Origin of the sequence: Roseivirga sp. UBA1976 (assembly GCF_002336325.1) — a bacterium.
Lineage (GTDB): Bacteria > Bacteroidota > Bacteroidia > Cytophagales > Cyclobacteriaceae > Roseivirga > Roseivirga thermotolerans.
Genome location: NZ_DDDQ01000042.1, coordinates 21,014 through 34,242 on the forward strand (window position 1 = coordinate 21,014; position 13,229 = coordinate 34,242).

A 13,229-nucleotide genomic window follows, 5' to 3' on the forward strand; every position below is an offset into this window, starting at 1 on the left:
GGCTATGGCTATGGCTATGGCTACGGTAATTATGGTGGAGGCTACTATTCCGATGAGGAAACCCAAAGTAGTAAAGGGAATTTTTTAAAGAGATTTAAACGTTGAGACAGGAAAGAGTAAAAACTGTAATTGAACCAAGATCTGCCTGGTTCGATCTAAAGTTTCGTGAAATAGCTCAATACAAAGACTTACTCTTCTTATTCGTTAGGAGAGATCTTGTAGCCCAATACAAGCAGACAATACTAGGCCCACTATGGTATTTTATTCAGCCCATTTTAACCACACTTACCTACACGCTGATTTTTGGGAATGTAGCAGGACTCTCAACAGATGGATTACCAAAAATGTTATTCTACATGGCTGGTGTTACATGTTGGCGTTACTTTTCTGACTCTCTGAACAAAACCTCTAATACATTCACCCAGAACGCTCAGATTTTTGGGAAGGTGTACTTTCCAAGGGCTATTATGCCCATTTCTATTACGATTACCAATTTGGCCATGTTTGGTATTCAGTTGCTCCTTTTCTTTGGCTTTTATGCATTTTATGTAATTACCGGGCAGTTCAGTTTGAATCTACAGCCAGAGTTGTTTTTGTTTCCGCTACTTATTGTAATAATGATGTTGTTGGGTCTTGGCTTTGGTTTTATTCTTTCTGCCCTTACAACTAAATATAGAGACCTGAAGTTTTTGATTACTTTCGGAGTACAGCTACTTATGTATGCTACTCCGGTCATCTACCCTCTATCTAGCTTACCTGCTAAGTACAAGCCTTTTATTTTGGCCAACCCAATGACTCCTATTATTGAGACGTTTAGGTTCATGTTTCTGGGTTCAGGTAGCATGAATTATATGCATTTGGGTTACTCAATTGTGTTTGCAATAGTACTGTTTCTTATTGGCCTCATTATTTTCAATAGAACAGAGAAGAATTTTATGGATACTGTATGATCCATAATTTGAGTGATTATTCTTTTCAGGCAATCAAGAAATGTAAGCTGAATGAAAAATTACTAATCGATTACTAAGAGAGTGAGTGACATAGCGATTAAAGTAGAGAACCTTTCCAAGCAATACCGACTAGGTGTTGTTGGTACCGGCACCATAAGTCACGATTTGAATCGTTGGTGGGCCAGAATTCGAGGCAAGGAGGATCCCTTCCTTAAAATTGGCGAAACTAACGACAGAAGTAAGGCAGGAAACTCGGACTATGTATGGTCTTTAAAGGATATAAACTTTGAAGTAAGGCAAGGTGAGGTACTAGGAATTATTGGTAAGAATGGAGCCGGTAAAAGCACGCTGCTTAAGATTTTATCTAAAGTTACCGGTCCTACTACCGGGAAAATAACTGCTTTTGGCAGAATAGGAGCTTTGCTGGAAGTGGGTACGGGCTTTCATCCTGAACTCACCGGAAGAGAAAACATATTTTTAAATGGGGCCATTCTGGGTATGACCAAGGCCGAAATTAAATCCAAACTTGATGAAATAGTAGATTTCTCTGGCTGTGCACGTTATGTAGATACGCCCGTAAAACGATATTCTTCGGGAATGAAGGTGCGCCTGGCATTTGCTGTTGCAGCTTTCTTGGAACCTGAGATTCTGATTGTTGATGAAGTGTTGGCTGTGGGAGATGCAGAGTTTCAAAAAAAAGCCATTGGTAAAATGCAGGACGTGAGCAAAGGGGAAGGTCGAACCGTTTTGTTTGTGAGTCATAATATGGAGAGTGTAAAAAAACTCTGCACTCGCGCAATTGTATTAGAGAATGGACAAGTGAAGTTTGATAGTGATGCTAATTCAGCAGTTAATTTTTATGCAAATGCACAGAAGCTAAAACTCAATTTACATAGTAATTCAGTTTGGAATTTTGAAGATGCTCCAGGGAATGAGAATATAAAAATTCTTAATATTAATGTTTCTCCTATAAATGGTGATGTTCTATCGATCAGTTCAGGGATAAAAATTGAGTATAGTTTCTATAATAGAAAAGAAGATATTAATCTAGCTACTACAGTACAGGTTACAAACCTCAAAGATGAAATCGTGATCCATCAAGGACACAAATTAGCCTATAATCCGAAGTCAAGAAGAGGGGTTTATACAATATCGTTCCATATACAGCCATATATACTTAATGCTGGACACTACAAACTAGGTCTTATCTTTGGAGAAAATGCTAGGTACGTACTGTGGAAGGTAGAAGAGTTTATTGCGTTTGAACTATCTTCAGAGTTCGAAAAAGATTTGCCTAAGGTATTACCAGGGACACTCTATTTAGATATGAGTCCTGAAGTGAATTTCGAACCAGTAGGATAGAATATGTTTGTATGAAAAGAATACTGAATTTTTTAAAAAAGGTCCCTGTTATAAATAGAATTATTGATTCAATTCTTGAAAAAAGAAGAAGTTATTTAATTCTTAAAAAAGGTGAGAACCTTAAAAGCTACGATTATTTAGCTGTGTACTTGACCAAGTTAGATAAAGCGCATGCCAAGAAAGATCGTGATCTTAAAAAACTCCATAAAGACCTCAATAAACTAAGGAAGCAACAAGTTGAATCATGGAATTCTTTTGTCTATTGTAAAGGGTATTTTTATCAAGGGTATAAGAGAGTGGGTATCCATGGGATTAAACCGACTGAGGCAAGAATGAAGAGCTATGATGTATATGATTTCTTTAACGCTAATGGTAGGGTATTAGATATCGGCTCAAATAGTGGCTTCCTTTCGATTTACTTATCTGATTATTACAAAGAAGTTGTAGGGATTGAACTAAACCCTTATCTGATAAGGATGGGTGAATGTGTTAAAAATCATCTTGGAGTTCGAAATGTCAATTTTATTAAGGCAGACTTCATGAGCTACAGTTTCAATAATCAGTTTGACGCGGTTTTCTCACTTTCGAATCACTTTACGATAGATGGTAATTTGAACATGAGTTTTGAGGATTATATATATAAGATATACAATTTACTCAATAATGGAGGAGTACTTTTTTTTGAGAGTCATAATATTAATGGAGATGATAGTGATCTTGATCAAAAGTTCCTTATCGCAAGTCAATATTTTGATTTAAAGAAGTACAAAATGGTGAAGGCTTTTTATCCAGCGGATATCGATAAGCTATTTGCAGTGTTCATTAAGAAACCTTCTATATCTGAAAAATACTCATCTTTTAGTTTGGATAAGGCGAGGCACGAATATGAGTATTGAGCTCCTATTCTTTATTGTTTATCTACTTACAAACAATTGAATCAGTTTAAGGATACGGTAAAAAGCTTTTTGAAGTCTTTAGGTATTTGGAGCTTCTACATATCCTTCAATGAGTATCAACGCAATCGAAGTTTAAGTAAGACTCAAAGGGCTCAGCTTAGGAGAATAAAGTCTGCTGGACAGGTTAAAGTGTTTTTCCTAGTAATTCATGACACGATTTGGAAGTATGATTCTCTCTTCCGCCTCTTGCAAGAAGATAGTAGGTTTTTACCTTATATTGTTGTAATTCCTTTCGTTAGAAACGGTCAACCAGATATGGAGCTTTACAAGAAAGTTGTAAAGTTTTTTGGTGATAAAAACTATCCTAGGTTGTCTGTATACAATAGGGATAATAATGAATGGTTGGATTTACAAGCTACTTATCAACCAGACATCGTTTTTTTCACCAATCCACATCGACTTACTTTTGAGAAGTATTACTCACAAATATATAATAGCGATGTGCTTACTTGTTACGTACCATATGCATTCGTAGTAATCCATTCATTACGAATTCACTATGCACAGGAAATTCATAGGCGACTATGGAAGTACTTCGTTGAAACAAAAACCCATGGGAAGTATGCCACAAGTTTCTTAGGTAAGTTTAATAACCGTGTGGTTGTTACAGGTTACCCAGCGTTAGATACTATTTTTGATTCCAGCTATTCGCCAAAAGATGTTTGGAAGGTGAAGGATAGGAAAAGCGTCAAGAGAATTATTTGGGCACCTCACCATAGTATTGAAGGTCAAGGGAGTAAATTGGATTACTCTTGTTTTACTCTCTATGCCGATTGGTTTATAAAACAACTTAGAAATAGAAGTGATATTCAAATTGCCTTCAAACCGCACCCGCTATTAAAGGAAAAGCTATATAAGCACCCCGATTGGGGTAAGATGAGAACCGATAGCTATTATAGGAGTTGGCAAAATCTACCCAATGGTCAACTGGAGGAAAGCGAGTATTTAGATCTTTTCTATTATTCGGATGCAATGGTCATGGATAGCGCTTCATTTATGGTAGAGTATCTATATTTCCATAAGCCTATAATGTTTCTAGTACATGACGAATTGGTATCAGAAAGGTTCAATTCGTTTGGTAGAGAGGTTTTCTCACATCTATATCATGGTAGAAATAGTAATGATATCAGTGATTTTATAGATGATATTGTAATATCTGGCAATGATAGTCTAAAGAATCAAAGGGAGCATTTCTTTTTTAACGAGGTACTTCCCAAGGGCGAGAAAACGGCCAGTGAAAGAATATATCATGAATTGAAAAACGTTTTATGTCCTTGAAATCAGAGATCAACTATAAACTTACAGGAACAAAAGCCGAGACTCTTCATATTTTGTCTGAGGCCGGCTATAATGTGCCGAAGATTTACTTTTTTACTACCAAAGATTGGCATACTAATAAGCAGAAGGTCATTCTTGAAATTATAAGACAATTTAAAGACAGTGGCAAATTGGCTGTCAGAAGCAGCTCAATCGCAGAAGATACTATTAATTCTTCAATGGCTGGGGCCTTTACCAGTCTACTAAATGTTTCCTGTAAGGAGTCTGATTTAACTGCCGCCATAAATCGGGTAATAGGTTCATATAATGAAGAAGAGTCAAATCAGGTTTTGGTTCAACCAATGGTGACAAATGTGGTAATGAGCGGAGTGGTAATGACTCAGGTTCTAGACGATGGGTCTCCTTACTACGTGATTAACTATGATGATAAGTCTGGTTTGACAGATACTGTAACGAGTGGTAGCTCAATTAACAAAACTGTATATATATATAATGGAGTAAAGGAAGAAGATTTTGACTCTGAACTACTGCTTAAAGTACTTAAATTGATTAGAGAGCTTCAGTCAACATTCCCAGATATTCCACTTGATATAGAGTTTGCAATTGACTCTGAAGGTTTAGTACACCTTTTACAGGTACGTAGGATAGTTACGGTTGATAAATGGGATAAGGCCATAATAAGTCAGGTGTCGTCCAGAATGATATACTTGAGGCAATTTATTCATGAGGCCTTCAAGCCCCGTCCAGATCTATATGGCAGCACCACATTGCTGGGATTTATGCCAGACTGGAATCCTGCAGAGATGATTGGAGTATTACCTCACCCTCTTGCTAGGTCGCTTTACCGAAAGTTAATTACCCAATCAACTTGGCAACTGGCTCGCGAGCAAATGGGGTATCGCAAAATGCCCAAAATGGATTTAATGGTTTCACTTTTCGGAAGGGTTTATATAGACGTAAGAAAGAGTATCAACTCTTTTCTACCGGACGGATTACCGGGAGGTATAAGTGAGAAATTAGTAAATGCATTTGTGGATAGACTCAATCGTAACCCTCACCTTCATGACAAAATAGAATTTGAAATAGTTCATACTGCCTTTGATTTCTGTTTCGAGGAAGACTTTGAATCGAGATATAGCGGTACTCTTAACAGGGAGGAGTTTTTGGTGTACAAAAGTTTACTGAGAAAACTTACCGAAGATGCAGTCATAGATAAATTTAATAGTTCTCTTAATCGTTCACTAAGAACCATAGACCTTCTGAAAGAAGCCCAGTTATTTCAGATAGGTTCTTCAGAAGAAAAGAACTCTTTTTTACTCGCAAGTTGTATAAGTAAATTAATTGATGAATGTATTGAGTTGGGGACATTACCATTCTCAATTTTAGCAAGACATGGTTTCATAGCAGAGTCACTCTTGAGGTCTGCAGTGAGAAAAAATGCTATTTCGAAAGAACGACTATTAGAATTCAGAAGAAGTATAATTACTATTTCTGGTAAGATGAGTGAGGATTATTCGTCAGTTATTGAGGGTAGATTAAATAAAGATACTTTTCTTCAAACCTATGGTCACTTAAGACCTAGTAGCTACGACATACTCTCTCCTAATTATTGTAATAGACCCGATTTGTTTTCTGAAGCTCGCGTTATGAGTGGAAAGGAATGCAAGTCTGAATTCAAACTAACAAACAAAGAAGAATCTCAATTGAATGTACTGATTTATGAAAGTGGGTTTAATGGGATTGATGCTAAAAGACTTATGCATTATGCAGAACAGTCTATAAAAGGCAGAGAGTATGCCAAGTTTATTTTTACCAAGCATTTGTCAGATATTCTTGAGTTAGCAGCTAAATGGGGTGAGTTAAAGGGATTTTCTAGGTATGAGGTTTCAATGCTGGAGATTGAGGACATCCTGAATATGTTATTTGAACCTCTCACAAATGACATTAGACCCTATTATCAAGATAAAATTTCAAAAGCGATCGAAAACTACGATATAGCTTCTTCTTTTAAGTTGAGTTACCTCATTCGATCTGTTCGTGATGTCCATATTGTTCCTATGCAACGAAGTGCAGCCAACTTTATAGGAAATACCAGAATAGAGGCTGAGGTTGTACTAATTGAAGCAAGTAGCAGAAGTGCTCCAGACATGGAGGGAAAAATAGTATGCATTGAAGGAGCAGACCCTGGTTACGATTGGATATTTACTCGTAAAATAGGCGGGCTTGTAACCAAATATGGAGGTGCCAACTCTCATATGGCCATTAGAAGTGCTGAGTACGGTATTCCGGCAGCAATAGGGTGTGGAGAGCAACCTTTTGAACGAGTATTGAGAGCCAGGAAGTGCTTATTGGATTGTAAAAGCAATCGACTTGAGCCCATAACTATTCAAAGCTAAATGAGGATTGGGATTACAATGAGAATTACAAGGGCAGATTCCTACGAGGAATATAGGGACTCCATTGCCCAAGATTGGAATAAGTTCATGGCTTCTAAGTTCTCAAGGGATCAGTATATGTTCATTCCTAATATAGAAGATTCGGTTACAACCTTTGTCCGAGACTGGGGAATAGACATGATTTTTTTGTCTGGTGGAGAAGATATTGGTACCGACAAATCAAGAGATAATACTGAAACAATGCTGATTAAGTATGCTTTAGATTCCAAGATACCTTTAGTAGGCGTTTGCAGAGGTATGCAAATGATTAATGCTTTTTTTGGGGGTAATACTGTAGATGGAGGAGAGACATTCAGAAAAAGACACGTTGCGCATGACCATGAGATTTTCTTCTTAAAGAAAAGAAGAGTGGTCAATTCGTATCACTCTCGAAAAATCACGGAGAATAGTCTTGGAAAAGGGTTGTCTGCTTTGGGCTTTGACTCAGTGGATGGAACGGTTGAGGCCTTGGGATATAAGCATGTATTGGGACTAATGTGGCATCCCGAAAGAGAGAGGGATATAGATAAAGATACAGCAGATATTATTATAAATCACATTCGTGAATATGGAAAATAAAGCAATTATCCTTGCCGCAGGAAGAGGTTCAAGAATGAAGGAACATACTGAGACAAAACCCAAGTGTCTTACTGAACTAGCTGGAAAAACCTTATTAGATTGGCAAATTGAGGCGCTGAGAAAGGCTGGGATAGAAGATGTCTATGTGGTAAGAGGTTACAGGAGTGAATTGATAAATCGGCCAGGATTACAGTATATAAAAAATGAAAGATGGGCAGAGACTAACATGGTCGCTTCGCTTTTTTGTTTTGACTCTTCAATAAGAGAACCTACCATTATATCATACTCAGATATTGTCTATCATAAATCTCATATCGAAGAGCTTAAGAAAGTTGAGTCAGATATAACGATTACTGCCGATAAGGAATGGTTCGCACTTTGGAAGCTTAGATTTGAGAATCCTTTTGAAGACGCTGAGACATTCATTACCAAAGATGGAAGATTGAATGCTATAGGAGGTAAAACTCATCACTTCAATGATATTGAAGCTCAATATATGGGCTTGATTAAGTTATCTCCCAAAGGGTGGGGAATTGTACGGTCTGTTTATGATGAGTTGACTCAAGAGAGGAAGGATAATATTGATATGACTTCACTACTAAATTTACTTCTTGAAAAAGGAGTGCCAATTAATGTGGTTTATGTTAAGGGTCAGTGGTGTGAGGTAGACTCTTATGATGATGTATTATGTTATGAAAGAGAGTTGAATAAAAACCCGGAATGGGCACATGATTGGCGATGAAATATAAATATCTATCAACACAAGTGCCTCGAGTCAAAATTGACTATTCATATTCGGTTTTTGAGGGGGAGAGGTTTTTGGATGCTTGGTTTACAAGTAGGCAAGTAGTACAAGGTAATGATGATTCTGTTTGTTACAAACTAAATCGAATAACTGGCTCTAGCACCGAAGGTTTGTTTTTAGAGTGGATAGGTATTAAAAACAACAAAGGTGAACTCAACAAAGAAAAATTAAACCTACTAGTCAAGAGGTTCGAGGTTACAAAGAAGATATACTCATCCTATGACGAAAATTTTAGGCCTAAGGATAAGAGCTTGTACAACGAGTATAGGTTGTATCAGCTCTTTAGCTTAGTCTTATGTAAGGAGTATGCTGATTCAAACCGACTTCCACTGCTAAATGCTCTTCTTAAACTAAATGATATTGTTTTGAGTGTGTATGAGATGGGTGAGGAATTGGATGTGGAATTGCTAAGAGAAACGTTAGCTCAAGAAGTAAGATTTGTCTTAGAACTTAGAAGGGATTAAATGTCGAATAATAAAAGAATAGTGCTTTTGGCTGGAGAGACGAAAAGAGCACGAACCTATGCCCAGCAATTGGAGAGAGTTTGGCAACTCGATCGGAATGTTGAAATTCTAGGTGTGTTCTATGGTCAAACGCTGAGAACTTGCCCTGAGTCTCTTTTAAACGATGAGACTGGTGAGTATTTTGATAAAGAGAATATTTTTATTCCAGATTTAAACGAACCCATTGAAAAGACCTTTGATCGGAATGGGTGGATTTACCATAAAATTATTAGCGATGATGTAAATTCGGAGGAGTTATTGACGCTTTTAGAATACTTATCGGTGGATGTGGTGGTTTATGCAGGCTATGGTGGGCAGATTTTAAAAGGCAAACACTTTAATGGCAAAAGAAAGTACCTCCATATGCATCCAGGAAGTTTGCCCGATGAACGCGGCAGTACAACTCTATTTTACAGCATCCTGAAAGGGCATAATTGCACAGTAACATCATTCTGGATGACTGAAAAGATAGATGATGGTGAAATTCTATACCAGGAAGAATATGTAGTTCCTAATAAAGGAGTTGATTTGGACGGTTGGTTTGATCATGTAATTCGTGGGGATTGCTTTTTCAAGACCATGAAGCGGTACTTATCAGGAGAGTTGAGCTCTTTTAAAGTAGATACATCTAAGTCTGAGGAATATTACATCATACATCCGGTTTTGAAGCACGTGGCATTAATGGGTTTAACCTGATTTGGAATTTATATTTGATCTGATTTGAGTTTTTGTAGAGAGTTGTTGTTGCCTAAAATAGAAGATATTCGTGGCAACCTTACTTTTTTTGAGGTGGGTAGTAACTTTCCTTTCGAAATTAAAAGGGTGCATTGGATTTATGATGTACCTGGAGATGAGGAAAGGGGAGGTCACGCACTCAGACATAGCCATGAGGTGATTGTAGCCTTGTCTGGAAGTTTTGATGTAGAGGTATTCAACGGCAAAGACTTTGATATATTTCCTCTTAGAAGATCATACAAAGCTCTATATGTTCCTAACCTCTGTTGGAGAAAATTGACGAACTTCTCCACTAATTCACTGGCACTAATAGCCTCTTCAAACTTTTTTGATAAGACAGAATATATCTATTCAATAAAAGAACTTGCAAATGACTCGGAGTTTAAGAAAAAGTACGGTCTTTGATTGTTCTATTCTAGATTTAGATAAGGCTCATACCTTGAAAGGTAATCTTACGGTTGTTGAGAACCTGAAGAATATACCGTTCGAAATAAAACGAGTTTACTATCTCTATGATGTTCCTGGTGGGAGTGAGAGAGGTGGACACGCTCATATAGAGTTACAACAATATCTAATTGCTGCTAGCGGAAGCTTTGATGTTAAATTAAGTGATGGTACTAATACAAGAACAGTTTGTCTGAATAGACCATATTATGCCCTTCACATTGTTCCTGGAATTTGGAGAGAATTACAGAACTTTAGTTCGGGCTCAATCTGTCTTGTGCTGGCTTCTCACCCCTATGACGAAACCGATTATGTTCGAAGTTTTGATGAGTTTATCGTAGCAAAAGAGAGAAATAATGATCATATGCGTTGCAGGTAAACATGCTCTAGCTGTAGAAAGCCTAAAGTATCTTGTTAAAGAATTTCCAGAGTTTAATTACTGTGTAGTTCCATCTGATACTGATGATGGTTGTACTTCTTGGCAACCATCACTTAAATATGAGTCTCATAAGTTGGGTATTCCTAGTATAAAATTAGAAGAGGTCTATCCATTGGATAAACTAATATTTTTCTCCTTTCAATTTGATAGAATATTAAAGCCGGGATTGTTTAGTTCAAATATGCTCTTTAATATTCATTATTCACTTCTGCCATTTTACAAAGGGATGTATCCAGCCGTACATCCAATTTTAAATGGTGAAGAACAAACAGGAGTGACTCTTCATAAGATAGATCATGGTATTGATACCGGGGATATAATTGATCAAAAGATTGTGAAGATTGATCACTGTGATACCAGCCAAGATTTATATCTGAAGCTTACCGAGGCCGGTGTTCAATTATTTAAAGAAAATGCTAGAAAACTATTGTTGAATAAGTTTGTAGCTTCTTCGCAGCCGAATCGTTTAGGTTCCTATTATTCTGTTAACTCGTTGAATTTTAGTAACCTGTGTATAGACTTTAATAAAACGGCAATAGAGGTCCATAATCAGTTTAGAGCCTTTTCATTTAGGCAGTACCAGTTACCAACTTTTAATGGAAGGAGAATATATAAGACATCTGTAACCAATGAAAGAAGCGTACAAAAACCTGGCTCAATAATAACTGATGATTCAGTTAAAACTGTAATATCATCAGTCGATTATAACCTTGAGTTGTATAAAGATTATTACGATGAACTTTGGTTGGCTTGTATCAATGGTAGTCTTTCTCAGGTAAAGACTTATGCTTCAAGAGTATATGATATTAACTTAAGGAATAATCGGGGTTGGAGTGCGATTATACTGGCAGTCTTCCATGGACATAAGGAAATAGTTCAACATCTGATTTCATTGGGGGCTGATGTCAATTGTACTAACTATAGGGGAACAACCCTCCCAATGTATGCTCTCACTTATTTCAAAAATAGTGGAGATCCCAGCATGTTACATTTGTTAGGAGCATATGAACTAGATATCAAGTTAGAAGATGAATCTGGTAAAAGTATATTTGACTACTGTGATGAAACACAAGCAGTTCTTCTCCAAAAAGCGTTCAAGTCTTAATCCTCCAAAATGGACATAAAATTTTTGTCGTTCGATAAGATTAATAACCAGATTGATCAAGAGTGTTTAGAGGCATATAAAAGAGTGTTTGATTCCAGATGGTACATTTTAGGGGAAGAAGTAAATACCTTTGAGTCAGAGTATGCTTTATTCTCTGAAACTAAATATGCGGTTGGTGTATCAAATGGTTTAGAGGCTTTGCACCTCTCTTTGCGAGCTTTAGGCGTTGGAGAGGGTGATGAAGTTATCGTTCCTTCCAATACCTTCATCGCCACCGTTTTAGCGGTAAGCTATACAGGGGCTACTCCTGTATTTGTCGAACCTCGAGAAGACACATTCAACATTGACCCTGAGAAAATAGAAGGAGCAATCACGAGTAGAACGAAAGCCATTATTCCGGTTCATCTTTATGGGCAAGCCTGTGAAATGAAGCAGATCATGGAAATAGCAGATAACTATAAGATATATGTTGTTGAAGATAATGCTCAAGCTCAGGGCGCAACTTTCAATAATAGAAAAACGGGGAGTTTTGGCCATGTCAATGCAACCAGTTTCTATCCTGGTAAAAATCTTGGTGCATTAGGGGATGCTGGTGCTATAACAACAAATTGTTCAGAATTATATCAATCGCTTAAGACAATAAGAAACTATGGCTCAGAAAAGAAATATCATAATCAAGTAATCGGATATAACGCTAGGCTAGATGAGATTCAGGCAGCATTCCTTTCTGTAAAACTTAAGTATTTGAACGACTGGAATAAGGAACGAAAAGAGATTGCTAAATGGTACAATGAAGGTATTATTTCAGACAAGGTTATTAAAAATGAAATTGCTCAAGGAGCTACTTCAGTCCATCATCTATACGTGATTCGAACAGATCGAAGACCAGAACTACAACAATTTTTATCTCAAAAAGGAGTTGAAACACTCATTCACTATCCTATTCCTCCGCATCTTCAAGGGGCTTATAAATACTTAGGCTTTGCAGAAGGAGCTTTTCCAATTGCTGAGAAACTTGCGCGTGAGGTTTTAAGCTTACCACTTTATATTGGAATGAAGAAGGATGAAGTGGATTATGTATGTGATTTAATTAATCGGTTTTGATATAATGAACAGAGTTGAAGGACCATTGGTGAGTATAGTAGCTGTTTGTTTCAATCATGAGCAATTTCTTATTGAAACCTTGAATAGCATAAGAAGCCAATCATATTCAAATGTTCAATTAATTATTGCTGATGATTGTTCAAAAGATAACTCAGTAGATGTTATTAATCGCTGGATTAGGAAACACTCTGTTAATTGTGAACTTTTGGTTCATGATGTCAATCAGGGGGTATGTGCGACACTAAACGAAGCTTTTAATCTAGTACGAGGACAATACTATCAAATGATTGCTTGTGACGATGTTATGCTCCCTGATAAGATTGAGAAGCAGGTGTCTATTCTAGAAAAACATAAGGAACTATCTGTCATTCACTCTTCAGCACATCGAATAAATGAAGATGGTGAGGTTCTTGATTATAATTTCATTTTAGGAGAGAATTTGGAGGGTATGCAAAATTCCCAACTTCTACTTGAAGGTATGATAAACTCCAGTAAAATTATTGCTCCTACAATATTGTATAGAACCAAGCATTT

General features: G+C 36.9%; 14 protein-coding genes. All 14 read left to right on the forward strand.

The window, feature by feature from the left end; translation table 11 throughout:
- Positions 1-101: 101 nt before the first annotated feature.
- Positions 102-950 (forward strand): ABC transporter permease, encoded by an 849-nt coding sequence (locus B3763_RS04400; RefSeq protein ID WP_189630628.1) that lies wholly within the window; start codon positions 102-104, stop codon positions 948-950.
- Positions 951-1,031: 81 nt separating this feature from the next.
- Entirely contained in the window at positions 1,032-2,312 is a 1,281-nt protein-coding gene (locus B3763_RS04405) for an ABC transporter ATP-binding protein (RefSeq protein ID WP_229838673.1), read from the forward strand.
- Between the two features lie 11 nt (positions 2,313-2,323).
- Positions 2,324-3,208: a class I SAM-dependent methyltransferase gene (locus B3763_RS04410; RefSeq protein ID WP_189630629.1), complete on the forward strand. Its 885-nt coding sequence runs from the start codon at positions 2,324-2,326 to the stop codon at positions 3,206-3,208.
- 36 nt (positions 3,209-3,244) lie between these two features.
- Positions 3,245-4,546, forward strand: coding sequence for a CDP-glycerol glycerophosphotransferase family protein (locus B3763_RS04415; protein WP_189630630.1), 1,302 nt, complete (start codon positions 3,245-3,247; stop codon positions 4,544-4,546).
- Positions 4,543-6,942 carry a PEP/pyruvate-binding domain-containing protein gene (locus B3763_RS04420; protein WP_189630631.1) on the forward strand — a complete coding sequence of 800 codons (2,400 nt, stop codon included), beginning with the start codon at positions 4,543-4,545 and terminating at the stop codon, positions 6,940-6,942. The genes B3763_RS04415 and B3763_RS04420 overlap by 4 nt, the downstream gene beginning before the upstream one ends.
- An 87-nt stretch (positions 6,943-7,029) precedes the next feature.
- Positions 7,030-7,560, forward strand: a complete 531-nt coding sequence (locus B3763_RS04425; RefSeq protein WP_286744119.1) for a gamma-glutamyl-gamma-aminobutyrate hydrolase family protein — start codon at positions 7,030-7,032, stop codon at positions 7,558-7,560.
- Positions 7,550-8,302 (forward strand): phosphocholine cytidylyltransferase family protein, encoded by a 753-nt coding sequence (locus B3763_RS04430; protein WP_286744122.1) that lies wholly within the window; start codon positions 7,550-7,552, stop codon positions 8,300-8,302. The genes B3763_RS04425 and B3763_RS04430 overlap by 11 nt, the downstream gene beginning before the upstream one ends.
- Positions 8,299-8,829 carry a hypothetical protein gene (locus B3763_RS04435; RefSeq protein ID WP_286744125.1) on the forward strand — a complete coding sequence of 177 codons (531 nt, stop codon included), beginning with the start codon at positions 8,299-8,301 and terminating at the stop codon, positions 8,827-8,829. Before B3763_RS04430 ends, B3763_RS04435 begins: the two co-directional genes overlap by 4 nt.
- The gene (locus B3763_RS04440) at positions 8,830-9,564 is read left to right on the forward strand and encodes a formyltransferase family protein (RefSeq protein ID WP_189630635.1); all 735 of its coding nucleotides are present in this window, start codon (positions 8,830-8,832) and stop codon (positions 9,562-9,564) included.
- Positions 9,565-9,612: 48 nt separating this feature from the next.
- Entirely contained in the window at positions 9,613-10,008 is a 396-nt protein-coding gene (locus tag B3763_RS04445; RefSeq protein ID WP_286744129.1) for a sugar 3,4-ketoisomerase, read from the forward strand.
- Positions 9,974-10,426 (forward strand): sugar 3,4-ketoisomerase, encoded by a 453-nt coding sequence (locus B3763_RS04450; RefSeq protein ID WP_189630637.1) that lies wholly within the window; start codon positions 9,974-9,976, stop codon positions 10,424-10,426. The genes B3763_RS04445 and B3763_RS04450 overlap by 35 nt, the downstream gene beginning before the upstream one ends.
- The gene (locus tag B3763_RS04455; protein ID WP_189630638.1) at positions 10,404-11,591 is read left to right on the forward strand and encodes a formyltransferase family protein; all 1,188 of its coding nucleotides are present in this window, start codon (positions 10,404-10,406) and stop codon (positions 11,589-11,591) included. The genes B3763_RS04450 and B3763_RS04455 overlap by 23 nt, the downstream gene beginning before the upstream one ends.
- 9 nt (positions 11,592-11,600) lie before the next feature.
- Entirely contained in the window at positions 11,601-12,695 is a 1,095-nt protein-coding gene (locus B3763_RS04460) for a DegT/DnrJ/EryC1/StrS family aminotransferase (RefSeq protein WP_286744135.1), read from the forward strand.
- 4 nt (positions 12,696-12,699) lie between these two features.
- Positions 12,700-13,229, forward strand: a 530-nt coding sequence (locus B3763_RS04465) for a glycosyltransferase family 2 protein (RefSeq protein ID WP_286744137.1), incomplete at its 3' end; no start/stop codon positions are given.